The organism is Pseudescherichia sp. (assembly GCF_031987975.1).
GTDB lineage: Bacteria > Pseudomonadota > Gammaproteobacteria > Enterobacterales > Enterobacteriaceae > Pseudescherichia.
In genome coordinates, this window is sequence record NZ_DALZYX010000006.1 from 72,514 (window position 1) to 98,270 (window position 25,757).

At 55.4% G+C, this 25,757-nt stretch carries 20 protein-coding genes and 1 tRNA gene; 14 read left to right on the plus strand and 7 right to left on the minus strand.

The features are described 5' to 3' along the window. Positions 1 to 121 precede the first annotated feature (121 nt). Positions 122 to 967 carry an arabinose operon transcriptional regulator AraC gene (araC, locus tag RTN40_RS12005; RefSeq protein WP_312228662.1) on the minus strand — a complete coding sequence of 282 codons (846 nt, stop codon included), beginning with the start codon at positions 965 to 967 and terminating at the stop codon, positions 122 to 124. Positions 968 to 1,304: 337 nt separating this feature from the next. Between araC and araB the strand changes: the two genes are divergently transcribed. From araB to rluA, 6 genes are all read left to right on the plus strand, one after another. Then, positions 1,305 to 2,999: a ribulokinase gene (araB, locus tag RTN40_RS12010; RefSeq protein WP_312228663.1), complete on the plus strand. Its 1,695-nt coding sequence runs from the start codon at positions 1,305 to 1,307 to the stop codon at positions 2,997 to 2,999. 10 nt (positions 3,000 to 3,009) lie between these two features. After that, on the plus strand, positions 3,010 to 4,512 hold the full coding sequence (araA, locus tag RTN40_RS12015) for an L-arabinose isomerase (protein WP_312228664.1): 1,503 nt from the start codon (positions 3,010 to 3,012) through the stop codon (positions 4,510 to 4,512). Positions 4,513 to 4,560: 48 nt separating this feature from the next. Next, a complete protein-coding gene (gene araD, locus RTN40_RS12020; RefSeq protein WP_312228665.1) occupies positions 4,561 to 5,256 on the plus strand; it encodes an L-ribulose-5-phosphate 4-epimerase in 696 nt (231 codons plus the stop codon). Positions 5,257 to 5,331: 75 nt separating this feature from the next. Continuing rightward, complete coding sequence (polB, locus tag RTN40_RS12025) at positions 5,332 to 7,689, plus strand: DNA polymerase II (RefSeq protein ID WP_312228666.1); 2,358 nt, start codon at positions 5,332 to 5,334, stop codon at positions 7,687 to 7,689. A gap of 152 nt (positions 7,690 to 7,841) precedes the next feature. After that, complete coding sequence (gene rapA, locus RTN40_RS12030; RefSeq protein ID WP_312228667.1) at positions 7,842 to 10,748, plus strand: RNA polymerase-associated protein RapA; 2,907 nt, start codon at positions 7,842 to 7,844, stop codon at positions 10,746 to 10,748. A gap of 12 nt (positions 10,749 to 10,760) precedes the next feature. Next, positions 10,761 to 11,420, plus strand: coding sequence for a bifunctional tRNA pseudouridine(32) synthase/23S rRNA pseudouridine(746) synthase RluA (gene rluA / locus RTN40_RS12035; protein ID WP_312228668.1), 660 nt, complete (start codon positions 10,761 to 10,763; stop codon positions 11,418 to 11,420). Between the two features lie 24 nt (positions 11,421 to 11,444). Here the strand turns inward: rluA and RTN40_RS12040 are convergent, their stop codons facing one another. From RTN40_RS12040 to trmB, 3 genes are read right to left on the minus strand one after another with little or no spacing between them, the layout of a single operon-like run. Beyond that, complete coding sequence (locus RTN40_RS12040; protein WP_312228669.1) at positions 11,445 to 12,164, minus strand: DUF2884 domain-containing protein; 720 nt, start codon at positions 12,162 to 12,164, stop codon at positions 11,445 to 11,447. Positions 12,165 to 12,222: 58 nt separating this feature from the next. Continuing rightward, positions 12,223 to 12,549, minus strand: coding sequence for a YggL family protein (locus RTN40_RS12045; RefSeq protein WP_312212125.1), 327 nt, complete (start codon positions 12,547 to 12,549; stop codon positions 12,223 to 12,225). Continuing rightward, the gene (trmB, locus tag RTN40_RS12050) at positions 12,549 to 13,268 is read right to left on the minus strand and encodes a tRNA (guanosine(46)-N7)-methyltransferase TrmB (RefSeq protein ID WP_312228670.1); all 720 of its coding nucleotides are present in this window, start codon (positions 13,266 to 13,268) and stop codon (positions 12,549 to 12,551) included. The genes RTN40_RS12045 and trmB overlap by 1 nt, the downstream gene beginning before the upstream one ends. A gap of 155 nt (positions 13,269 to 13,423) precedes the next feature. Here trmB and mutY point away from each other — a divergent pair, with 155 nt between their 5' ends. The 3 genes from mutY to mltC are packed head-to-tail and all read left to right on the plus strand — an operon-like array spanning position 13,424 to position 15,919. Beyond that, complete coding sequence (gene mutY / locus RTN40_RS12055) at positions 13,424 to 14,476, plus strand: A/G-specific adenine glycosylase (protein ID WP_312228884.1); 1,053 nt, start codon at positions 13,424 to 13,426, stop codon at positions 14,474 to 14,476. A 25-nt stretch (positions 14,477 to 14,501) separates the two neighbouring features. Further along, a complete protein-coding gene (locus tag RTN40_RS12060; RefSeq protein WP_042390388.1) occupies positions 14,502 to 14,771 on the plus strand; it encodes an oxidative damage protection protein in 270 nt (89 codons plus the stop codon). A gap of 59 nt (positions 14,772 to 14,830) precedes the next feature. Next, complete coding sequence (gene mltC, locus RTN40_RS12065; protein ID WP_312228671.1) at positions 14,831 to 15,919, plus strand: membrane-bound lytic murein transglycosylase MltC; 1,089 nt, start codon at positions 14,831 to 14,833, stop codon at positions 15,917 to 15,919. A 21-nt stretch (positions 15,920 to 15,940) separates the two neighbouring features. Here the strand turns inward: mltC and RTN40_RS12070 are convergent, their stop codons facing one another. After that, complete coding sequence (locus RTN40_RS12070; protein WP_312228672.1) at positions 15,941 to 18,079, minus strand: ornithine decarboxylase; 2,139 nt, start codon at positions 18,077 to 18,079, stop codon at positions 15,941 to 15,943. Between the two features lie 285 nt (positions 18,080 to 18,364). On the opposite strand from RTN40_RS12070, the gene RTN40_RS12075 reads away from it, so the two are divergent. Next, complete coding sequence (locus RTN40_RS12075; RefSeq protein ID WP_312228673.1) at positions 18,365 to 19,081, plus strand: DUF554 domain-containing protein; 717 nt, start codon at positions 18,365 to 18,367, stop codon at positions 19,079 to 19,081. A gap of 105 nt (positions 19,082 to 19,186) precedes the next feature. Continuing rightward, positions 19,187 to 19,262: transfer RNA gene (locus tag RTN40_RS12080), tRNA-Phe, on the plus strand. A gap of 591 nt (positions 19,263 to 19,853) precedes the next feature. Here the strand turns inward: RTN40_RS12080 and RTN40_RS12085 are convergent. Beyond that, on the minus strand, positions 19,854 to 20,732 hold the full coding sequence (locus RTN40_RS12085; protein WP_063848607.1) for a restriction endonuclease: 879 nt from the start codon (positions 20,730 to 20,732) through the stop codon (positions 19,854 to 19,856). A gap of 341 nt (positions 20,733 to 21,073) precedes the next feature. On the opposite strand from RTN40_RS12085, the gene RTN40_RS12090 reads away from it, so the two are divergent. From RTN40_RS12090 to RTN40_RS12100, 3 genes are all read left to right on the plus strand, one after another. Beyond that, positions 21,074 to 22,630 (plus strand): AAA family ATPase, encoded by a 1,557-nt coding sequence (locus RTN40_RS12090; protein WP_312228674.1) that lies wholly within the window; start codon positions 21,074 to 21,076, stop codon positions 22,628 to 22,630. Next, a complete protein-coding gene (locus RTN40_RS12095; RefSeq protein ID WP_312228675.1) occupies positions 22,623 to 23,480 on the plus strand; it encodes a hypothetical protein in 858 nt (285 codons plus the stop codon). Before RTN40_RS12090 ends, RTN40_RS12095 begins: the two co-directional genes overlap by 8 nt. Positions 23,481 to 24,045: 565 nt before the next feature. Continuing rightward, positions 24,046 to 25,233, plus strand: a complete 1,188-nt coding sequence (locus RTN40_RS12100) for a tyrosine-type recombinase/integrase (RefSeq protein ID WP_312228676.1) — start codon at positions 24,046 to 24,048, stop codon at positions 25,231 to 25,233. Positions 25,234 to 25,283: 50 nt separating this feature from the next. On the opposite strand, the gene RTN40_RS12105 is transcribed toward RTN40_RS12100, so the two are convergent. Then, positions 25,284 to 25,721 (minus strand): Arm DNA-binding domain-containing protein, encoded by a 438-nt coding sequence (locus RTN40_RS12105; protein ID WP_312228677.1) that lies wholly within the window; start codon positions 25,719 to 25,721, stop codon positions 25,284 to 25,286. Positions 25,722 to 25,757: the final 36 nt, after the last annotated feature.

Below are 25,757 nucleotides of genomic sequence, written 5' to 3' on the forward strand. Positions count from 1 at the left end.
TGTCCGTTTTAGTGACGAAGCAGGGATTCTCCTGAGCCGGTAGCGCCTCGTCAAGCCTGCAATTGTCCGATTAGTTTACTGTCTGTATCAGACCTCGGCGGCGGCATTTCGTTTCTTTACGTTATTCACACCCGGCGCGGAACTCGCTCGGGCTGGCTCCGGTACATTTTTTGAACACCCGGGAGAAGTAGAGCTGATCCTCAAAGCCGACGTTGCGCCCGACGCTGGCGATGGGCATCCGCGTGGTGCTGAGCAGCAGCTTGGCCTGGCTGATGCGCTGATCCTCCCGCCAGCTGAGCACGCTGACCCCCAGCTGCTGGCGGAAAAGGTGCGACAGCCGCGACGGCGACAGGCAGACGTGCTGCGCCACACCGGCAATATCGAAGTGGTTATCCGCCAGGTGATCGCTGATGTATTGGCAGGCGTCGCGCACCCGGTTATCCAGCGGCGGATGCAGTGATTCGTTGATGGCATCCATCCGTCGCAGCAGCACCTGCTCCAGCAGGTTGATCGCCAGCAGCTCGCTGTAGCGACCGCCGCGCTGTCCTGCGCTAATGATCTGGGCAAACAGCTCGCTAAAGCTGGACTGATGGACATCGTCAGGGCGGAAATAGCCGGTCTGACCAAAAAGGGTCGGCCAGGTTAGCCACTCATGCCAGTAGGCACGCGGGCGGAAGTAGACCCACTGGTGATACCACTCCCGCGCCTCCGGATGGCGGCCATAGTGGTGAACCTCACCGGGCGGGAAAAGCAGGATATCACCGGGGCGGCAGACAAACTGCCGACCGTTGTTATTGACCACCCCCTCGCCGCGTACCGTCAGGTTAAGGATATAGCCCTTCATTCCCAGCGGGCGATCGATAAAAAAGTCGAGGTAGCCGTCGGCCTCAATGGGCGTCAGTCCGGCGACCAGGTGGGCATTAAACGAGTAGCCCGGCAGCAGAGGATCGTTTTGCAATTCAGCCATAAACAGCGCGCTCCAGGTGGTGGTCAAGGAAACCATTTGTCCATATTGGGTTTTATTTCATCACTCTGCTGCTCTACTCAATCCGCGATAAAAACCGCAGCGTGACAACCCCGCCAGATAAAAGCACTTTCCCCGTTTTGTCTAATCTACACCGATAAAAAGGGGTAACAAAAGTGTCTATAAACCCGGCAGAAATGTCCACATTGAATATTTGCAGTGAGTCACACTTTCCGCTGGAACAGCATTTTTATCCATAAGATTAGCGGATCCTGCCTGACGCTTTTTAGCCCCTGTCTCTAATGTTTCTCCATACGGTTATTTTGGATGGAGTAAGACGATGGCAATTGCAATTGGCCTCGATTTTGGCAGCGATTCGGTACGTGCCCTGGCAGTAGACTGCGAGCACGGCACAGAGATCGCCGCCAGCGTGGAGTGGTATCCCCGTTGGCAGGAGGGGCGTTATTGCGACGCTCCGCGCAACCAGTTTCGCCATCACCCCCGCGACTATATCGAGTCGATGGAGGCGGCAATCAAAAGCGTGCTGGCCCAGCTAAGCCCTGACCAGCGCGAACAGGTGAGCGGCATCGGCGTGGATAGCACCGGCTCGACGCCAGCCCCCATTGATGCCGAAGGGCGCGTGCTGGCGCTGCGCCCGGAGTTTGCCGACAACCCCAACGCCATGTTCGTGCTCTGGAAAGATCACACGGCGGTAGAGGAAGCCGAGGCCATCACCCGCCTCTGCCACCAGCCGGGCAAAACCGACTACTCACGCTATATCGGCGGGATCTACTCCAGCGAGTGGTTCTGGGCCAAGATCCTGCACGTTACCCGCCAGGATGCTGCCGTCGCTCAGGCTGCCACCTCGTGGATTGAGCTGTGCGACTGGGTTCCTGCCCTGCTCTCCAACACCGTCCGCCCACAGGATATTCGTCGTGGGCGTTGCAGCGCCGGACACAAATCCCTCTGGCACGAAAGCTGGGGCGGCCTGCCACCAGCCAGCTTCTTTGACGAGCTGGATCCCATCATCAATCGGCATCTGGCCTGGCCGATGTTTACCGAGACGTATACCGCCGATCTGCCGGTGGGCAATTTAAGTCCAGAGTGGGCGCAGCGTCTGGGCCTGTCGGAAAACGTGGTGATTGCCGGGGGCGCATTCGACTGCCATATGGGCGCAGTGGGCGCAGGGGCGCAGCCGAACACGCTGGTGAAGGTGATCGGCACCTCAACCTGCGACATTCTGATTGCCGATAAGCCCAGCGTCGGCGAGCGTGCGGTGAAAGGCATCTGCGGCCAGGTTGACGGCAGCGTGGTTCCGGACTTTATCGGCCTTGAGGCCGGGCAGTCGGCCTTCGGCGATATCTACGCCTGGTTTGGCCGCATCCTCGGCTGGCCGCTTGAGCAGCTTGCCCTCCAGCATCCGGAGCTGAAAACCCAGATTCAGGCGAGCCAGAAGCAGCTGCTGCCCGCCCTGACCCAGGCCTGGGCGGATAATCCTTCTCTTGATCACCTCCCGGTGATCCTTGACTGGTTCAACGGTCGCCGCACCCCCAACGCTAACCAGCGTCTGAAAGGGGTGATTACCGACCTCAACCTTGCCACCGACGCGCCGCTGCTATTTGGCGGGCTGATTGCTGCCACCGCCTTCGGCGCACGCGCCATCATGGAGTGCTTTACCGACCAGGGGATCGCGGTCAACAACGTGATGGCCCTCGGCGGTATCGCCCGTAAAAATCGGGTGATCATGCAGGCCTGCTGCGATGTGCTCAACCGTCCGCTGCAGATTGTTGCCTCCGATCAGTGCTGCGCCCTGGGTGCGGCGATCTTCGCCGCCATCGCCGCAGGGGATCATCCGGATATCCCGACCGCCCAGCGCCACATGGCCAGCGCCGTCGAAAACACGCTCCAGCCTGCTCCCGCTCAGGCGCAACGCTTTGAACAGCTCTATCGCCGCTACCAGCACTGGGCGGCCAGCGCCGAACAACACTATCTCCCTTCAGCCGCGCCAGCGTCGCAGGCCGCTCTGACCCATTAAGGACACGATAATGACTATTTTTGATAACTACGAAGTATGGTTTGTGATTGGCAGCCAGCATCTCTATGGCCCGGAAACCCTGCGCCAGGTCACGCAGCACGCTGAGCAGGTGGTCAACGCCCTGAACGGCGAAGCTAAACTGCCCTGCAAGCTGGTACTGAAGCCGCTCGGCACCTCCCCGGATGAGATCACCGCTATCTGCCGCGACGCCAACTACGACGACAGGTGTGCGGGCCTGGTGGTGTGGCTGCACACCTTCTCCCCGGCCAAAATGTGGATCAACGGCCTGACCATCCTCAACAAACCGCTGTTGCAGTTCCATACCCAGTTCAACGCTTCCCTGCCGTGGGACAGCATCGACATGGACTTTATGAACCTGAACCAGACCGCGCACGGCGGCCGCGAGTTCGGCTTTATCGGCGCGCGGATGCGCCAGCAGCACAGCGTGGTGACCGGCCACTGGCAGGATCAAAAGGCCCAGCAGCGTATCGGGGCGTGGATGCGCCACGCGGTCTCGAAACAGGATACCCGCCATCTGAAAGTGTGCCGCTTCGGCGACAACATGCGTGAAGTCGCAGTAACCGACGGCGATAAAGTGGCAGCGCAGATCAAGTTCGGCTTCTCGGTCAACACTTGGGCGGTGGGCGATCTGGTGCAGGTGGTTAACGACATCAGCGAAGGCGACGTCAGCGCGCTGGTGGACGAGTATGAGAGCAGCTACCGCCTGACCGCTGCCGCGCAGGTTAACGGTGACAAACGCCAGAACGTGATTGACGCGGCGCGCATTGAGCTGGGGATGAAACGCTTCCTCGAGCAGGGTGGATTCCACGCCTTCACCACCACCTTTGAAGATCTGCACGGCCTGAAACAGCTCCCGGGCCTCGCCGTGCAGCGCCTGATGCAGCAGGGCTACGGCTTTGCGGGCGAAGGCGACTGGAAAACCGCCGCCCTGCTTCGCATCATGAAGGTGATGGCAACCGGTCTGCAGGGCGGCACCTCCTTTATGGAGGACTACACCTACCACTTTGAGGACGGTAACGATCTGGTGCTCGGCTCCCATATGCTGGAAGTGTGTCCGACCATCGCCCTGGATGAAAAACCGATCCTCGACGTGCAGTACCTCGGCATCGGCGGCAAAGCCGATCCGGCCCGCCTGATCTTCTCTACCAAAACCGGCCCGGCGATCAACGCCAGCCTGATCGATCTTGGGGATCGTTTCCGCCTGCTGGTGAACTGCGTGGATTCCGTCGAGACTCCGCACCAGCTGCCGAAGCTGCCGGTGGCTAACGCCCTGTGGAAAGCCCAGCCGGATCTGGCCACCGCCTCCGAGGCGTGGATCGTTGCCGGGGGCGCGCACCACACCGTCTTCAGCCACGCGCTGGATCTCAGCGATATGCGCCAGTTCGCCGAGCTGCACGACATCGAGCTGGCGGTGATCGATAACGACACCCGTCTGCCGGCATTCAAAGATGCGCTGCGCTGGAACGAAGTCTATTACGGCTCTAAACGTTAAGTCCGTAACGCCCGGCAGAGTGCCTGCCGGGCCTACGTGGAGATAGCTATGCTTGAAGATCTCAAACGCCAGGTGCTGGAAGCCAACCTGGCCCTGCCGAAACATAATCTTGTCACCCTCACCTGGGGCAACGTCAGCGCCGTCGATCGCGAGCGCGGTGTGTTCGTCATTAAGCCCTCTGGCGTCGACTACAGCGTCATGACGGCAGAGGATATGGTGGTGGTGAGCATTGAAACCGGCGAGGTGGTTGAGGGCACGAAAAAACCCTCCTCCGACACCCCGACCCATCGCCTGCTCTACCAGGCTTTCCCCACCATCGGCGGCATTGTGCATACCCACTCGCGCCACGCTACCATCTGGGCGCAGGCGGGACAGTCTATTCCGGCTACCGGTACTACCCATGCCGACTACTTCTACGGCCCTATCCCCTGCACCCGCAAAATGACCGATGCCGAAATTAACGGCGAGTATGAGTGGGAGACCGGTGAGGTGATCGTCGAAACCTTTAAAAATCAAGGCATCGACGCTGCTCAGATGCCCGGCGTGCTGGTGCACTCCCACGGTCCCTTTGCCTGGGGTAAAAATGCTGAAGACGCGGTGCATAACGCCATCGTGCTGGAGGAGGTCGCCTACATGGGCATCTTCTGCCGCCAGCTCACCCCGGATCTGCCCGCGATGCAGCAGACGCTGCTGGATAAACACTACCTGCGCAAGCACGGGGCGAAGGCCTATTACGGCCAGTAAGACTGTATAAAAACCCAGCTAAAACAGTGAAACCAGGCTATAATAACGCCTGGTTTTATTTTATGAGAAGACGGCGTGGCGCAGGCGCAAGAAGGCTTTTTACTGACCCGGCACTGGCGGGATACCCCTCAGGGCACCGAGATCGAATTCTGGCTGGCAACCGACAGCGGCCCGCTGCGCGTGGTGCTACCCGTGCAGGAGTCGGTAGCGTTTATCCCCTCGGTGCAGGTACCCCTGGCGCAGCGCATCCTGGCGGGCGAAAGCCACTACCGCCTGACGCCGCTGGAGCTAAAAGATTTCAGCCGCCAGCCGGTGCACGGTCTCTACTGCCGTGCCCATCGTCAGCTGATGCGCTATGAGAAGCTGCTCCGAGAGGGCGGCGTAACCCTTTACGAAGCGGACGTCCGCCCGCCGGAGCGTTTTCTGATGGAGCGCTTCATCACCGCCCCGGTGTGGGTCAGCGGTGAATCACGCGACGGCGCGCTGGTGAATGCCCGCCTGAAGCCCAGCCCGCACTACCGCCCGCCGCTGAAGTGGGTCTCGCTGGATATCGAAACCACCCGCCACGGCGAGCTGTACTGCATCGGCCTCGAGGGGTGCGGCCAGCGCACGGTCTATATGCTCGGTCCGGAAAACGGCGACGCCTCGGGTCTTGATTTCCATCTGGAGTACGTTGCCAGCCGTCGGCAGCTGCTGGAGAAACTCAACGCCTGGTTTGCCGCCCACGATCCGGACGTGCTGATCGGCTGGAACGTGGTGCAGTTCGATCTCCGCGTGTTACAGAAGCATGCCGAGCGCTACGGTATTCCGCTGCGGCTGGGGCGCGGTAACAGCGAGCTTGAGTGGCGCGAGCACGGCTTCAAGAACGGTGTCTTCTTTGCTCAGATGGCGGGTCGGCTGATTATTGACGGCATTGATGCCCTGAAGTCCGCCTTCTGGAACTTCCAGTCATTCTCTCTCGAAGCGGTAGCCCGGGAGCTGCTCGGGGAAGGCAAGTCGATCGATAACCCGTGGGACCGAATGGACGAGATCGAGCGGCGCTTTAACGAAGATAAACCCGCCCTCGCCACCTACAACCTGAAAGACTGCGAGCTGGTGACGCGCATCTTCCATAAGACGGCGATCATGCCTTTCCTGCTTGAGCGCGCCTCGGTCAACGGTCTGCCTGCCGATCGCCACGGCGGGTCGGTGGCTGCCTTCAGCCATCTCTATTTTCCGCGCATGCACCGCGCGGGCTACGTGGCCCCCAATCTCGGCGACGTGCCGCCGCAGGCCAGCCCCGGCGGCTACGTGATGGACTCCACCCCCGGCCTGTATGATTCGGTGCTGGTGCTGGACTATAAGAGCCTCTACCCGTCGATCATCCGCACCTTTCTGATCGATCCGGTGGGGCTGATTGAGGGCATGGCGCAGCCGGACGAAGCCCACAGCAGCGAAGGTTTTCTGGGCGCGTGGTTCTCCCGCGAGAAGCACTGCCTGCCGGAGATCGTCGGCCAGATCTGGCACGGCCGCGACGAGGCCAAACGCCAGGGCAACAAGCCGCTCTCCCAGGCACTGAAGATCATCATGAACGCCTTTTACGGCGTGCTGGGCACCAGCGCCTGCCGCTTCTTCGATCCCCGGCTGGCGTCGTCGATCACCATGCGTGGGCATGAGATCATGCGTCAGACCAAAACGCTAATTGAGTCTCAGGGCTACGAGGTGATCTACGGTGACACGGACTCCACCTTCGTCTGGCTGAAGCACGCCCATAGCGAAGAGGAGGCCGCGCGCATCGGCCAGGCGCTGGTGGAGCTGGTCAACGACTGGTGGCGGGATCATCTCGCCAGCAAAGGCTTAACCAGCGCCCTGGAGCTGGAGTTTGAAACGCACTTCTGCCGTTTTCTGATGCCGACCATTCGCGGAGCGGATACCGGCAGCAAGAAGCGCTACGCCGGACTAATTCAGGAGGGCGACAGCCAGCGTATGGTCTTCAAAGGGCTGGAGACGGTGCGCACCGACTGGACGCCGCTGGCGCAGACGTTCCAGCAGGCGCTCTACCTGCGCATTTTCCGCCGCGAGCCGTATCAGGACTACATCCGCGAAACCATTGCCCAGCTGATGGCGGGCGAGCTGGATAGCCAGCTGGTCTATCGCAAGCGCCTGCGTCGCCCCCTGGCGGAGTACCAGCGCAACGTGCCGCCGCACGTGCGGGCGGCGAGGCTGGCGGATGAGCAGAACCAGAAGCGCGGCCGGGCATTGCAGTACCAGAAGCGCGGCACCATCAAGTACGTCTGGACCACCCACGGCCCCGAGCCGGTGGACTACCAGCAGTCGCCGCTGGACTACGATCACTACCTGACTCGCCAGCTACAGCCGGTGGCGGAGGGCATCCTGCCGTTTATGGGCGATGACTTTGCTACACTGGTCACGGGGCAGATGGGACTCTTTTAGCGCGGTTTGAATGATGACGAAGACGTGACGAACGCGTTGCCATCCAGTACCATAGCGCCCTTTCCAATCCTGGCCCCAATTTTTGACGCGCTGTCACTCCATGACGGTGGTCTAACTATTGCCTGCAATTTGAGATATAGAGCCGAATAACTATGCCTTTTACACTTGGTCAACGCTGGATCAGCGATACAGAAAGCGAACTCGGACTGGGAACCGTTGTGGCGATGGATGCGCGTACCGTTACGCTGCTCTTCTCCTCAACCGGAGAGAACCGTCTTTACTCCCGCAGTGATTCCCCCGTTACCCGCGTAATGTTTAATCCAGGCGATACGGTGACCAGCCACGAAGGCTGGCAGCTCACCATTGATGACGTAAAAGAGCAAAACGGTCTGCTGACCTATACCGGCACGCGTCTGGATACCGGCGAAACCGACGTGGCGCTGCGTGAAGTGCTGCTCGATAGCAAGCTGGTGTTCAGCAAGCCGCAGGACCGCCTGTTCGCCGGGCAGATCGACCGCATGGATCGCTTCTCCCTGCGCTACCGCGCGCGTAAATACCAGAGCGAGCAGTACCGGATGCCGTGGAGCGGCCTGCGCGGCCAGCGCACCAGCCTGATCCCGCATCAGCTGCACATTGCCCATGACGTGGGCCGTCGCCACGCGCCACGCGTGCTGCTGGCGGATGAGGTTGGCTTAGGTAAAACCATCGAAGCGGGGATGATCCTGCACCAGCAGCTGCTGGCCGGCGCGGCAGAGCGCGTGCTGATCGTGGTGCCGGAAACGCTGCAACACCAGTGGCTGGTGGAGATGCTGCGCCGCTTCAACCTGCGCTTCGCGCTGTTTGACGATGAGCGCTACGCGGAAGCCCAGCACGAGGCTGATAACCCATTTGAGACCGAACAGCTGGTGATCTGCTCCCTGGACTTCGTGCGCCGCAGCAAGCAGCGCCTGGAGCACCTGTGCGACGCCGAGTGGGATATGCTGGTGGTCGATGAAGCGCACCACCTGGTGTGGAGCGAAGAGGCACCGAGCCGCGAATATCTGGCGATTGAACAGCTGGCCGAGCGCGTGCCGGGCGTGCTGCTGCTGACCGCTACGCCGGAGCAGCTGGGTCTGGAGAGCCACTTCGCCCGTCTGCGCCTGCTGGATCCGAACCGTTTTCATGATTTCGAGCAGTTTGTTGAAGAGCAGCAGAACTACCGTCCGGTGGCCGATGCCGTTGCCATGCTGCTGGCGGGCAAGCATCTGAGCGACAGCGAGCTGAACACCCTGAGCGAGCTGATTGGCGAGCAGGATATTGAACCGCTGCTGCAAACCGCTAACAGCGATCGCGACGGCGCAGAGGCGGCGCGCCAGGAGCTGGTCTCTATGTTGATGGATCGCCACGGCACCAGCCGCGTCCTGTTCCGTAACACCCGTAACGGCGTGAAGGGCTTCCCGAAACGCGAGCTGCACACCATCAAGCTGCCGCTGCCGACCCAGTACCAGACCGCTATCAAGGTCTCCGGCATCATGGGCGCACGTAAAAGCGCAGAAGAGCGCGCTCGCGATATGCTCTACCCGGAACAGATCTACCAGGAGTTCGAGGGCGACACCGGCACCTGGTGGAACTTCGACCCGCGCGTGGAGTGGCTGATGGGCTACCTGACCAGCCACCGCTCGCAGAAGGTATTGGTGATCTGCGCTAAGGCCACCACCGCGCTCCAGCTGGAGCAGGTGCTGCGCGAGCGCGAAGGCATCCGTGCTGCCGTGTTCCACGAAGGCATGTCCATTGTTGAACGCGACCGTGCCGCCGCCTGGTTTGGCGAAGAGGACAGCGGTGCGCAGGTGCTGCTCTGCTCAGAGATTGGCTCCGAAGGGCGTAACTTCCAGTTCGCCAGCAACCTGGTGATGTTCGATCTGCCGTTTAACCCGGATCTACTGGAGCAGCGTATTGGCCGTCTGGATCGTATCGGCCAGGCGCATGACATCCAGATCCACGTCCCCTATCTGGAAAAAACCGCCCAGTCGGTGCTGGTGCGCTGGTTCCACGAAGGCCTCGACGCCTTTGAGCACACCTGCCCTACCGGCCGCACTATCTACGACCAGGTGCACAGCGATCTGATTGGCTACCTCGCCGCGCCGGAAGAGACCGAAGGCTTCGATGAGCTGATCAAAACCTGCCGCGAGCAACACGAGGCGCTGAAAGCCCAGCTGGAGCAGGGCCGCGATCGCCTGCTGGAGATCCACTCCAACGGCGGTGAAAAAGCCCAGGCGCTGGCAGAGAGCATCGAAGAGCAGGATGACGATACCGGACTGATCGCCTTTGCCATGAACCTGTTTGATATCGTGGGCGTTAACCAGGACGATCGCGGTGAGAACATGATTGTGCTGACCCCATCCGATCATATGCTGGTCCCCGACTTCCCAGGCCTGCCGGAAGATGGTTGCACCATCACCTTTGAGCGCGATCTGGCCCTGTCGCGGGAAGATGCCCAGTTCGTCACCTGGGAGCACCCGCTGATCCGCAACGGTCTGGATCTGATCCTCTCCGGCGATACCGGCAGCAGCACCATCTCCCTGCTGAAAAACAAGGCGCTGCCGGTGGGCACCCTGCTCCTTGAGCTGATCTACGTCGTCGAGGCGCAGGCACCGAAGCAGCTTCAGCTCAACCGCTTCCTGCCTGCCACGCCGGTGCGTATGCTGCTGGATAAAAACGGCAACAACCTTGCCGCCCAGGTGGAGTTTGAGACCTTCAACCGCCAGCTGAGCGCGGTTAACCGCCATACCGGAAGCAAGCTGGTGAACGCGGTGCAGCAGGACGTGCATGCGATCCTGCAGCTGGGTGAAGCACAGATCGAGAGCGCGGCGAAAGCGCTGATCGAGGCCGCGCGTCAGGAGGCAGACGAACGCCTCTCTGCGGAGCTGTCGCGTCTTGAAGCGCTGAAGGCGGTGAACCCTAACATCCGTGATGATGAGCTGGCCGCCATTGAGAGCAACCGTCAGCAGGTGCTCGATAGCCTCGCTCAGGCGGGCTGGCGTCTCGATGCTCTGCGTCTTATTGTGGTCACGCACCAGTAACAGGAACCCGTTATGTTGATGGAGCCATACAATCCGCCGCAGTCGCCCTGGCTGGTCATTCTGTACCAGGACGAGCATATTATGGTGGTTAACAAGCCGAGCGGCCTGCTCTCCGTGCCGGGACGGCTGGATGAGCATAAAGACAGCGTGATGACGCGCATCCAGCGCGACTATCCGCTGGCGGAGTCGGTGCATCGTCTGGATATGGCCACCAGCGGCGTGATTGTAGTGGCCCTGACTAAAGCCGCGGAGCGGGAGCTAAAGCGCCAGTTCCGCGAGCGCGAGCCGAAGAAGCAGTACGTGGCCCGCGTGTGGGGACATCCTGAGAAGGCGGAGGGGCTGATCGATCTGCCGCTGATCTGCGACTGGCCTAACCGCCCGAAGCAGATGGTGTGCCATGAGACCGGTAAGGCGGCGCAGACCGAGTATACGGTACTGGAGTACGCGGCGGATAACACCGCCCGCGTGCAGCTGAAGCCGATTACCGGGCGCTCGCACCAGCTACGCGTGCATATGCTGGCGTTAGGCCACCCGATCCTCGGCGACCGCTTCTATGCCACGCCCGAGGCGCTGGCCATGGCGTCACGGCTGCAACTGCACGCCGAAATGTTAACCATTACCCACCCAGAGTATGGCACCAGCATGACCTTTAAAGCGCCCGCTGATTTCTAGCAGGCGCGAGCCGGAAGGCGGGCGTTACTTCAGCCCGCTCACCAGCGTCTTACGGCTCTCTTCCAGGGAGACAACGCGGCTGCATACCGCCTTGCCGAACTGCTCGAAGTCCGCTTCCTGATTTTTCCACTCGCTCTGAATCGCGGTTTGCAGGCCACCAAGGCTGCCCATCACGCTCTGTAACGGATTACCACCGCCCTTCAGCACCGCCTGAGCACCCATCTCGTTGATGCTGTCCTGCAGGATGCCGCCCATCGCCTGGTTCACCAGCTGCTGACCATTGGCGCGGACCTCATCAATCGCCTTATAGTGAAAAGCGAGGCCGTCGCTGCGATGCTCCAGAATGCGGTTCATCTGCTCTTTCAGCTGCGCGTCGAGCTTGGTTAAGCGCCCGCGCATGTTGCTGCTCTGGCCCACTTCCTGAGCGATGATCTTATCCAGCGCCACGCGGCCTTTTTCGACGCGGCTACGGGCACCCTCGTCGATCCACGGCAGCGCGCTGCGCAGATCGTCCTGATAGTCTTTCGCCTGCTCGCGCTGGGCCGCGCTGAGGCTGTACTGCTTGCCGTTAAACATGACGTTACCGTCAGGGGTCATCACCAGATTGCCGTTCTCGCCCACCACCTGCACGGTCTGCGGGGTTAAGATCACGTCGTCACGCGGCGTCACGCTACATTTGTATTCTGCCTGGGCGGTAAAGGCGGTCACCGTCAGTGCCGCAGCCAGCAGCGCTTTGCGCATCATAAAAACTCCTGTCCTGTAGAGACAAAATGGGCCGGCAATCGCCAGCCCCGATAGTGACTTAGTCCCACCAGACGTCAAAAAGTTCGCTAATGCGCACATCTTCAAAGTTGCGGCCTTCCAGCCACTTACGCACGGTAGCCTGATGCTCTTCGGTGCACTTGCCAATCTCCTGCTTGCAGATCAGCCCTTCCCAGACCAGGTAGCCGCTGCCGTCAAACGCCAGCTTGTTTGGCTCAATCACCTCATTGATGAAGGCATCAACCGTCTGGTCGATCTGCTCCTCAGAGGTGCCCTCCGGGAAACGCCAGGCGACGGAGAAACCCAGCTCCTGGAACTCATCGATATGTAACTTCTTACGCAGACGACGGCTACGGTTCGTTGCCATTATTTTACCCTCTCGAACATTAAGTCCCATACGCCGTGGCCAAGACGATGACCACGTTGTTCAAATTTGGTTACCGGGCGCGTCTCCGGGCGCGGTACATAGTCGCCGCTCTCAGAGCGGTTTTTATATCCGTCGATAGCGGACATCACTTCCAGCATGTGCTCGGCATAGGCTTCCCAGTCAGTGGCCATATGGAATACGCCGCCCAGCTTCAGCTTGCCTTTTACCAGTTCGGCAAACGGCGTCTGCACGATACGGCGTTTATTATGGCGCGCTTTATGCCACGGGTCAGGGAAAAAGAGCTGCACCATGTTTAGCGAGTTGTCCGGGATCATCTTATGCAGCACTTCCACCGCGTCGTGACACATCACGCGTAGGTTCTCCACGTCCTCTTCATGGGCCGTGGCGAGGCACGCCCCCACGCCCGGAGAGTGAACCTCAATACCAAGGAAGTTCTGCTCCGGCCTGGCTTTCGCCATCGCCACCAGCGAGGCACCCATACCAAAACCAATCTCCAGGGTCACCGGCGCATCGCGGCCAAACAGTGCGGTGAAATCCAGCGGCTGCTCGCTAAACTCAACGCCCATCACCGGCCAAAAGTTATCCAGCGCGTGCTGCTGCCCCTTGGTCAGACGGCCCTGGCGGCGGACGAAGCTGCGAATACGGCGCAGCGGGCGACCGTTTTCATCAAATTCGGGTGAAATGACGTCGTTGTTCATAGGTGTTTAGTCTGCTTGTGAGAGTGTTCGGGAAACGGGCATTATCCAAAGTTAATAGCCGGATGCAAGCACCGGAAAGTTCCGGTTTACAGCCCGATGCCGCTGTGCTGCAATCTGGCCCCTTAATCATGCAATTCGGAACTCCTGCTTTGACCATGCACGCGTCTCAGTTTTCAGCCCAGGTGCTGGAGTGGTACGACAAATTCGGGCGCAAAACCCTGCCCTGGCAAATTGAAAAAACGCCCTACAAAGTATGGCTCTCTGAGGTGATGTTGCAACAAACGCAGGTGGCGACGGTTATCCCCTACTTTGAGCGCTTTATGGCGCGTTTCCCGACGGTGACCGATCTGGCCCGCGCGCCCATCGACGAGGTGCTGCATCTGTGGACCGGGCTGGGCTACTACGCCCGGGCGCGCAACCTGCACAAGGCCGCGCAGCAGGTCGCTGAACAGCACGGCGGCGTTTTCCCCCAGACCTTTGATGAGGTTGCCGCTCTGCCGGGCGTCGGACGCTCCACGGCGGGGGCGGTGCTCTCCCTTGCGCTCGGCAAACACTTTCCTATTCTTGATGGTAACGTGAAGCGCGTGCTGGCCCGCTGCTACGCCGTTGACGGCTGGCCGGGCCGCAAAGAGGTGGAGAAGCGCCTGTGGGAGATCAGCGAGAACGTGACGCCTGCCAAAGGCGTGGCGCAGTTCAACCAGGCGATGATGGATCTGGGCGCAACGGTCTGCACCCGCTCGAAGCCGAAGTGTACGCTCTGCCCGCTGAACAGTGGCTGTATCGCTTATGCCAACGGAAGCTGGGCGCAGTATCCGGGTAAAAAGCCGAAGCAGACGCTGCCGGAGCGCACCGGTTTTCTGCTGCTGATGCAGCATGGCGAGACGGTCTGGCTTGACCGCCGTCCGCCGAGCGGCCTGTGGGGTGGCCTCTACTGCTTCCCGCAGTTTAGCGATGAAGCGGCCCTGCGTGACTGGCTGGCGCAACGGCAGATTCAGGCCGATACTCTTACCGAGCTGAACGGATTTCGCCATACATTCAGCCATTTCCATCTGGATATTGTGCCGATGTGGCTTCCCGTGTCCTCCTTCACGTCATGCATGGATGAGGGAACAGGTCTCTGGTATAACTTAGCCCAGCCGCCGTCGGTGGGCCTGGCCGCGCCGGTAGAGCGCCTGTTACAACAATTACGCGCGGGCGCACCCGTTTAGCGCCGCGACATCACGAGGAACGACCATGAGCAGAACCATTTTTTGTACCTTCCTGGGCCGCGAAGCGGAAGGCCAGGATTTCCAGCTCTATCCGGGCGATCTGGGCAAGCGGATCTACAACGAGATCTCCAAAGAAGCCTGGTCCCAGTGGCAGCAGAAGCAGACCATGCTCATCAATGAGAAGAAGCTCAATATGATGAACGTGGAGCACCGCAAGCTGCTGGAAGAGGAGATGGTCAACTTCCTGTTTGAAGGGAAGGATGTTCACATCGAAGGCTATAAGCCACAAGATTAAGGGCCTCGGCCCTTTTTTTGGAAAGAATAACGACCTAACACAACATACATCCGGGAATGATGAAAAAATATTTAGCGCTAGCACTTATTGCGCCGTTGCTTATCTCGTGTTCCAGCTCCAATAAAAAGGGCGATAGCTATAACGAAGCCTGGGTAAAGGACACCAACGGTTTTGATATCCTGATGGGTCAGTTTGCCCATAACATCGAAAACATCTGGGGATTTAACGAAGTCCTGATTGCCGGGCCGAAGGACTACGTTAAGTATACCGACCAGTACCAGACCCGTAGCCACATCAACTTTGATGCCGGTACTATCACCATCGAGACCATTGCCGGTACCGAGCCAGCGGCACACCTGCGCCAGGCAATTATCAAAACCCTGCTGATGGGCGACGATCCCGGCTCTATCGATCTCTACTCCGACGTGGATGATATCCAGATCTCTAAGCAACCGTTCCTCTATGGTCAGGTGGTGGATAACAACGGCGAGGCGATCCGCTGGCAGTGGCGCGCCGAGAAATATGCCGACTATCTGCTGCAAAACCAGATGAAGAGCCGCACCAACGGCCTGAAGATCATCTACAGCGTGACCATCAACCTGGTGGCGAACCACCTCGATAAGCGTGCGCATAAGTACGTGGGCATGGTGCGCCAGTCGGCGCGTAAGTATGGCGTGGACGAATCGCTAATCCTGGCGATTATGCAGACCGAATCCTCGTTTAACCCCTACGCGGTCAGCCGCTCTGATGCGCTGGGCCTGATGCAGGTGGTGCAGCACAGTGCCGGTAAGGATGTATTCCGGGCGCAGGGACGTTCCGGGATGCCGGATCGCGGCTTCCTGTTCGATCCCGCCAGCAATATCGATACCGGCACCGCCTATCTGGCGATGCTGAACAATATCTACCTCTCCGGCATCAGTAACCCAACCTCACGCCGCTATGCGGTGATCACCGCCTATAACGGTGGTGCGGGCAGCGTGCTGCGGGTCTTCTCTAACGATAAAGTGCAGGCGGCGAACATCATTAACAGCATGTCACCGGGCGATGTCTATGAGACGCTCACCACCCGCCACCCGTCGGCAGAGTCACGCCGCTACCTCTACAAGGTCAATACGGCGCAGAAGGGGTATCGCGGGGGGAGGATTTAAACGAAACCGGGCCATGCCCGGTTACGCTTTTAACACGTACCCATACAAACGCTTAATCCCATCGGGGTCGGTTTCACTGTAGACCCCCTGCAGCTCCGGAGAGAAGCCCGGCAGCAGGTTGACCCCCTCCTCTAGCGCCAGGAAATAGCGCTGCACTGCCCCACCCCAGATCTCACCCGGTACCACGCAGAGCACGCCCGGCGGATAGGGCAGCGCGCCTTCGGCGGCAATACGTCCCTCCGCCTCGCTGATGCGCACCAGCTCCACGTTGCCGCGAATAAACTCGCTGTTGGCATCCTGCGGATTCATCGCCACCGGCGGCAGGCTCTGCTGGCGGAACATCGCCTTCTGCAGATCCTTCACGCCAAAGCTGACGTAGAGATCGTGCATCTCCTGGCACAGCTCGCGCAGGGTGTAGTCGCGGTAGCGCACCGGATACTTATTAAAAATGGTCGGCAGCACGTCGGCCAGCGGCGTATCGTCCTCAATATGCTGCTCAAACTGCGCCAGCATCGCTACCAGCTGCTTGAGCTTCTCCTCGCTCTCGGCAGGGGTCAGCAGGAAGAGGATCGAGTTGAGATCGCACTTCTCCGGCACGATGCCGTTCTCACGCAGGTAGTGGGCCAGAATAGTGGCCGGGATACCAAACTCGCTGTACGCACCGGTTTCGGCATCGATGCCTGGCGTGGTCAGCAGCAGCTTGCAGGGATCGACAAAGTACTGGTCGCGGGCATAGCCTTCAAAGCCATGCCACGCCGCGCCCGGCTCAAAGCTGAAGAAGCGGCGCTCGCTGGCAATAGCGTGGGTGGGGTGATCCTGCCATGGACGCCCGGCCACCACCGGTGGCACAAAGGGTTTGATCATCTTGCAGTTGGCGATAATCGCCTTGCGCGCCTCAATACCCACCGCCACGCACTCGGCCCACAGACGACGGCCGCTCTCCCCTTCATGAATTTTGGCGTTAACGTCGAGGGCGGCGAACAGCGGATAGAACGGGCTGGTGGAAGCGTGGAGCATAAAGGCGTTGTTCAGCCGCTTGTGCGGGCAGAAGCGCGCCTGGCCGCGCAGGTGGTTATCTTTTTTGTGGATCTGCGAGGTCTGGGAGAAACCGGCCTGCTGCTTGTGCACCGACTGGGTAACAAAGATCCCTGGATCGTTCTCGTTAAGATCGAGCAACAGCGGCGAACAGTCCGCCATCATCGGAATAAACTGCTCGTAGCCCACCCATGCGGAGTCAAATAGGACGTAGTCACATAATGCGCCGATCTTATCGATCACCTGGCGGGCGTTGTAGATCGTGCCGTCATAGGTGCCGAGCTGAATCACCGCCAGGCGGAACGGACGCGGGGCGTCGGCTTTTTCCGGAGCCACGGCGCGGATCTGCTCCCGCAGGTACGTCTCATCAAAACAGTGGGCATCGATTCCACCAATAAAGCCAAACGGGTTGCGGGCCGCCTCCAGGTAGACCGGTGTGGCCCCCGCCTGAATAAGCGCCCCGTGGTGGTTCGACTTGTGGTTGTTGCGATCGAACAGCACCAGATCGCCGCGCGTGAGCAGTGCGTTAGTCACCACCTTGTTGGCCGCCGAGGTGCCGTTGAGCACGAAGTAGGTTTTATCGGCGTTAAACACTTTGGCGGCAAATTTCTGCGCATGCTTGGCGGAGCCTTCGTGGATCAGCAGATCCCCCAGCTTGACGTCGGCGTTGCACATATCGGCACGAAAAACGTTCTCGCCAAAGAAATCGAAGAACTGGCGACCCGCCGGGTGTTTTTTGAAGAACGCACCATGCTGATGGCCCGGACAGGCGAAGGTGCTGTTATCCATCGCCACGTACTGGCTCAGCGTGTCGAAAAACGGCGGCAGCAGGTTCTCTTCATAGCGGCAGGCGGCAGCTTCCAGCTCCAGCATCGCCTGCTCTTTGCCGTTAATCACCGCGTCGACGCCTGCGGGCGTATCTGCCCCTTCATCGGCAAACATAAATACCGGCAGGTTAAAGCCCGTGCGCTTGAGCAGCGCGAGGATGCCGCTCTGGCTCTCCGCCCGCGTAATGACGACTGCCGCCACATCGGTAAAGTCCGTGTTGTCCAGCGTCACCACTTCCCGGTGCGTGGAAAGCGCAGAGACCAGCTCGCGGCCGGCGGCAATTTTCATTGTTTTCATAAGCTATGGGTAACCGTTAGCCTCACCATACGGTGAGAAAAATAGGGATTGGGAACGTAGAGGTTAAGGATCGCATAAGTATGCGATGGCTCCGGCGAGCAAATTGATGTGTCATCTGGCAGCCCCCGTATTAAGCACACCGAATTTAAAGAAGCGTAACAAGGAGAAATTTCGCGCAATCATGTCACTTTTAATCTGCCCATGCAACCTACAATCGGTGCTTAAAATCTGCCGTTTTTCGGCATACTATGCAGCTATATAAATTGAGATTGCAGGAGAAACAGCGTGCTAACCGGACCCTTTATAAATGCCGCCGCCGTGCTGATTGGCGGGACGATTGGCGCAGTGCTAAGCCAGCGGCTGCCGGAGCGTGTGCGCACCTCTATGCCCGCTATCTTTGGCCTCTGCTCGCTGGGCATTGGTATTCTGCTGGTGATGAAGTGCGTTAATCTGCCGGTGATGGTTTTAGCCACGCTCCTCGGCACGCTGATTGGCGAAATATGCTACGTCGAGCGCGGGATTGGCGGCGCGGTTAACGGCCTGCGTCGGCTGGTGCAGCGCGGCGGCAAGCAGGATGCTCCTGCTGCCCATGAGACCTTTATCCAGAGCCTGGTGGCGATCATCATCCTGTTCTGCGCCAGCGGCACCGGGATCTTCGGCGCGATGCGTGAAGGCATGACCGGCGATGCCAGCATCCTGATCGCCAAAGCTTTTCTCGATTTCTTTACCGCCGTGATTTTTGCCACCTCACTGGGGATAGCGGTAGCGGCGATCTCGATACCGATGCTGCTTATTCAGCTCAGTCTGGGGGCGTGCGCCACGCTGGTAATGCCTTTGACTACGCCAGCGATGATGGGGGATTTCAGCGCCGTCGGTGGCGTCCTGCTGCTGGCAACCGGGCTGCGGATCTGCGGCATCAAGATGTTTGCCGTTGCCAATATGCTGCCTGCGCTGATTATCGCTATGCCGCTTTCCGCCGCCTGGACCGCATTTTTTGCCTGAAAACGGGTGCAGAAACGGCAAAGTGGTGATAGATTGTGCAGTCTGCAACGATTTAGATAAATTTCGTTGACGACACGAGGCGAATCGGTTTTAATGCGCCCCGTTGCCCGGATAGCTCAGTCGGTAGAGCAGGGGATTGAAAATCCCCGTGTCCTTGGTTCGATTCCGAGTCCGGGCACCACTATTCATAAGGCCTCGCTGCAAAGCGGGGCTTTTTCCTTTTCTGGCTACGGTAGATTTCTGGTCGTTGCAACACGTTATTTGTTTGCTGGATTTCTCGCCATTTTCGCTGATATTCGTTACTTTTAGACACCTCAACATCCTCTGATGTACCTTTTCCTAACCTCACTGCTACGGTCTTTCTACGGTCCTTTACGGTTCCTTTCTCTCAGATCATTCATAAATACGGGGAAAACGGGGGGATTATCATTTCTCCTTAATCCGCTGGTCTTAACGTGATTTTGTCGCGGGGAATAGGGTGGGGAAATCCCCAATAGCAAGCGGGGAAACCAGGCAGCATACACCCTCCACCATTCACATGGGGATTTTCACCAGTCCGTCCACCTGCAACAAGCTCTTCTTGCCCTTTCACTTCTTACCGTTTTCAGAATCCCCCGTCCTCCACGCCATCATAAAATGGTTTATCCGTAGTACTACTTGAGCTAAACGTATTGGACTGTTAAAGCTGAGTGTCCGCTGTCGAGGGATATGCGGGCATTACTAGCAGCATTCTGAGTGAAACAACGGGGAGCATGTCACGCTTCCCAACCCGTTATTTCAGCGTGCCAAACTGTTTGTTCTTCAGTGCATATAGTCGGTCGAATTCAGCATAGGGCTCTCCCGTTTCAGCTGCGTGCCGGATTTTAGCGTCCAGAAGGTCGGGCAAAGGGATCCCATGACTCAGTGAGTGGTAAAGATCATAACCACTGACACAGATAACACGCTTCCCTTTACCAAAAGCCGTCAGACCTTCAGGCGTAAACCCCATCCAGCTGATAAAAACGCCGCGTGTCCAGGTTGCCTTAGTACTGAGCTTTCCTTCAAATACATGGAGATCGGCAGCCGACGTTCTTTTCTGATGCCACTTTGCCTCCATCAGGTAAAATTCATCATTCAGTCGGAAACTTCCGTCAATTTGTTCGCCTGTATTTCGGAAAGACGAACGGGGAGCGAGCTTAAAGATACTGAACAGTTCAGCAAGCCAGGCTTCAAACCGAAAACCACGTGGATGTGGCGGCAGAGATTTCATCTCGTTCATTTCAGCGATAAGTGAGGGCCAGTCAACGCCATGCCATACCTGGACAGGCTTTACGCCTTTGGCTTCATCGGTGTCAGCGTTTTCTAAGCGGGAAATCAGTGCAAGATAGTCATTACGGCTTTGTTCAGCCTGTTCAGGCATGGATTCCGTTTTATACTGCCAGAGAGCGCCAAGAACCCGCAGAGCGGTCTCACGATCTGCCTGTTTCAGCAAACATCTAACTCGTTTGGCCTTTGACGTCCCCTCTTCCTGATAACGTTCATCATCAATATCAATGTTTAGTTCTTCATCAAAAAAAGCAGACAAGGTGCGGTTAGAGAAATCCAGTATCCAGCCAGGATCGCTCTCAAACACGAGATTAAACAGCCTCAAATCCTGCATTTTTAGTTTCACGCCTACCTCCTTTTTTTCACAGTATAACGGTATGAAAGTGGAGGAGGAAATGAGTCAGCACCTGTACACCAGCACTAGCGTGTTCCGCTATTGGCAGAACGCGGCAAACTAACTGAGCAGAAGGTCCACTATGAGCGAACAGCGGACATTAAAGACATCGCAGTATATTAATCATCGCGTAGCAGGTAAAAGTGATGGTATTTGACTGGTGATTAAGTTAAAAAGATTACTTAGGGAATCCTGATTCTCTAAAGAATATCAACCTTAGCCATAGGTAGATTCTTATGTTAAAGGCTGTATTATTTTGCTTACTCTGAAGGGAGTTGTTAAGGAGCTTTAAATTGCCTAGGTATATTTCTTTAAATAAAAATATTTCAAGTACCATGAAAAGCAGTGATACCGTTTATCTTATCTTCTCAACTTGGAATGACTATTCTTATCGGACTCTGTTCAATTTAGAATATGTTGATGAGCATCGAACTGTTCATCAAATCGGTCAGATTAAAATAGGATTTAAAGGGCAGAATGAGGAAGTTACTACATTCGAGAAAATGCAAACTCAATTTGCACGATTAAAAAACAACTTCTTCAGCCTTGCAGAAAGTCCGGAATTTTATCAGAAACTTTATGCTTGCGGTAAAGAGTTAAGCTATGAAATATTGCAGGATTTGAATTGTGTTGTCGTTAGTGATAAGGCTATGAATTGTGCAAGGGAAGAGGCAGTATTTAAAAAATCTCTTCTAAGAGATGTAAATATTAACACTGTATATGGCCAATTTAAAAGGTTAGTTAATGGTTTAGGTCAATTAACTGAGTTTGACTTTAGGTTTTTAAGAGTTAATCATAGGTTTTCAGATTTATACCTTGATTTTAACGTGGTTCCATATTCACTGCCTCCAACTAACATACACACAATAATTGGGAGGAACGGGTTAGGTAAAACTACTTTGTTAAATGAAATGGTTAATTCAATAATGAAACCTAATGCTGCTCGCAATGCTTATTTTGAGGATATCTATGACGGTAGGATAACAAATAAATATTTTAGCGCGGTCATTTCCATATCGTTTAGCGCATTTGACTCATTCACTCCTATTAGTGATCAAACTGATCCAACTTTAGGTACTTGCTATTACTATATAGGTTTAAAAAAACCTGGCTCTGTAGATTTAGCCCATCCTATCGAAGACATTAATGCACTTCACGAAAAATGCGCGAAGTCTGTTTATAATTGTTGCTCCGAGGATTCAAAAAAAGAATTATGGTTAGATGCTATAAGTGATTTGGAGTCCGACACTAATTTCCGTGACCTCAATCTTAAAGATCTCCCATACTTTGGTGCGCAAGAGATTGTAGATGAATGCAAAAGACGACTAAAGAGTATGAGTTCGGGGCATGCAATTATATTCATGACAATCAGTAATCTAATTGAGAAACTACAAGATAAGACACTCATATTATTTGATGAGCCAGAGAGTCATCTGCACCCACCGCTTCTTTCAGCATTCATACGTGCACTAAGCAATCTTTTATTTAAGCGAAATGGAATTGCTATCATAGCTACTCATTCGCCAGTGGTCCTGCAAGAGGTTCCAAAAAAATGCTGCTGGGTATTAACACGATTCGGCGAAGTAACAAATTTTTCAAGACCTTCAATTGAAACATTTGCAGAAAATGTAGGTATTTTAACAAAAGAGGTCTTTAAATTAGAAATGGAGAACTCTGGTTTTCATAAGTTGTTAAAAACCAAAGTTGATGAGGGTTTAGGCTTCGATGAAATCATGAGGGAATTCAAGAATAAAATAGGTTTCGAAGGTCAGGCTATTTTAATGAGTATGATTATGCTTAGAGATAAAGGTATTAAAATGGATGCTCCCAAAGGTGATAATCATGAATAAAGTTAATTTCCCTGCATTGCATTGTGATGATGTATATGCGACATGTTTGTTATCGGTTGGGCCTCGAAGCTTAGATTACAAGATTAAATTAAATAGAATCTCAGAGATTGTGGCTACTTCTTGGCAAAAGTTTGATGATCGTTGTACACCAAAAAACCTTCATTTATTCCCCCCTTGCCATCCCAGGAATAAAGAGCAGGTTATCACAGAAAATGTCACTAAAGATGATTTAATGAATCTGTATACACGTCATATGCTAAAGTTAGGCAGTGAATCCAGGAAAATATACGATAAATTAAGAGCCGCTTCAAATGGTGTATGTCCACTTTGTGGAATCCACGGCGTTGCAACCTTAGATCACTATTTGCCTAAAGCCCGTTATCCTTTGTTCTCCGTTAATCCCAAAAATCTTATACCTGCCTGCCAGAATTGTAATGAAGGTAAGTCAGATAGTGTATTTGTCAATGCATCAGATCAAACTCTCTACCCTTACAATGATGATAATAAATTTTATAAAACTGATTGGATTTCTGCAACAATAGCGACTAGCAATGGGATATTGGTTTTCGATTTTTTTCCAGATCCTCCCAAAAAATGGTTGAATGTTGAACGACAGCGAGTGATAAATCATTTCAAAAGTTTTAGCTTGCGCAGTAAATATTCAATTAATGCTGCACAATTCGTGACCACCATTAGTTCTGATATTAGAAGGATGTTATTGAATGGTGATCATAATGTCGTGCAAAGTCATTATCAGGAATTGGCAGGTAAGGTGCCATTTAATTCCACCCTGAGGGTTATGTATAATGCAATAGCTAAAAATTTAAATATTTGTCGCGGTGATTATTAAGTATTGATTCCATTATTATACTAGGCATGCCACTAGACAACTACTTGTGGCATTAGTTGCGTTACTCGTTCGATGCGATCACATATTTTTGCAAAGGCCACCAGATTTTATAACTCCATTTTACAGGGTTTACGATTTTTACCCAGTGCAATTCCTCTGTGCGGTCTAACTTGGATGAGGCATCATTTGAGTTCAAACGATGGATGCAACATCCTGCTTGAACTGCTATGTGGGCCTGACCTGCTTAGCATCTCAGGTTGTTGTAACATCCGCTTCTGGCACATAGCCGCCCCACATACAGGCAACGCTACTGGTCCTTATGGCATGTAATTATACCCGACTGAAACACATATTATTTCTGTGGACGCATCCCCCAACGGCATCTTTCCCCCTAAAGACCAGAATCAGACCGTAAAGGCCGTTTTTGCGGTATTTCTCGTCTTCACTCATCTCATGAGGCACCAGCATTCCCTTCTCCACGCCAGAAAATCAACTTAGCCATTAACAACGCCGTGCCGGGGATGGGTCAACCCTGACTTTCTTTACACCAGTCATAGGAGGTAATATGTCCAGCCCGAAACGCTTCCGTTTTACTAATCAGCTCATTAAATCCCTGCCCCCTAACACATCAGATTCACGCAGTACCGATGCCGAATACAGCGACACGGAGATTTCTGGCCTGAAGTGTCTGGTCAGCAAAGGAGAAGGGCGAAAAAAGTTTATGCTCCGCTACCTCTATCATGGAAGAAAACGCGCCATAGCCATTGGCCACTGGCCTGAGGTGGATGTCACCTTAGCCCGTAAGATTTCCATGGAGCATAAACGCTTACTTGCCACCGGAACTGACCCTAAGCAGGAACGTGAAAACAAGAGACAAGAAATGGCATTCGATGAACTCTTTAACCAGCATTATCTGGTATGGGCAAAATCTGCTAAACGTAGCTGGGGAAAGGATTTCCAGCGCTACCGAGATCATATCCGTCCCGCCTTAGGTCAGATGCTACTGAGTGATATCACACCAGCCAGCATTCTCCGCCTCCAGCAGACGTTAAGCATTTCACTGTCAGCAGCAACCTGTAATCGTGTCATCGTCCTGGTTAAAGCGGTATTTACCTGGGCTGGAAGGCAAGGCATTATCTCTATCCATCCGGCAAGAGTGGTACAGCTTTTCAGGGAGAACAACGCCCGACAGCGCTATTTCACCGAGGATGAAATTCGTCGTATTTTTCTCTCCGCCGATGATGATACCAGCCCCGTCGCTGCCCGCTATGTCAAACTGCTGTTACTGACCGGCCTTCGCCGTGATGAGTTGCGTCTGGCAAAGTGGGAGCATGTTGACCCGGTCAAACGCACCCTGTGGCTTCCTGAAACCAAGAATGGTTATGGACGGATTGTTCATCTTAACTCACTGGCGATGGACGTAATCAGAACATTGCCAACGCAGCAGGGAAATCCGTGGTTGTTTATAGGCAAAAACCCTGGAATGCCACTGAATAACCCCGTTAAAGCCTTTCAGCGTATCGTTCGTCGGGCAGGAATTTTCGACAAAGAAGTGTGTATTCATACCTGTCGCCATTCTGTTGCCGCGCTCATCGTGTCCTACGGGGGAACCCTGTATGACGTTCAGGCTCAACTGGGACACCGCAGCAGTCAGTCATCACAACGGTATGCGCATCTTCATCCTCAGCGCTTACAGAACACCAGCCAGCTGCTGGCCGAGCGAATCAATGCTCAGTTACCCTCCCACCAGTAAAAGCAAAGCAGAGGCCCAGGCCTCTGCTTTTTTTACTGATAAATCATCAATCAGAACTGGATGTATTCATAATCAGTCGGGTTGTAATCATAATCTGTCGGGTTGTAATCAAAGTAACCCTCTTCATATTCAACACCATCTTCAGTCTCATTTTCTTCATTCAACACATGGCTATCATCAAAAGCGTTAAAAATTCCACGGGCTCTCTCACGCGCGGCTTTAACAGACACTCGTGGAAACGTACCAATGGCATCATAATGGCTGGCACCATTATGCATATAACGTGCCAGAAATTTGATCTCGCCATTTGCAATGACGGCCCTGAGCGCAGGTTCGCTGCCATCGAAGATTTCACGTGAAATGCCGTGATACAGGCACTCAGCCAGAGTGTTATACAGGCTATAACCACTGAAGGGAGTGCGTTCTTCATTTTCGCTGCTGATTGCATTAGGAAAACCGTTATATTGCTCGTCTAATTCAGGAATCATACATCACCTTTTATTCGTTGTGGTTATATCGGTTTT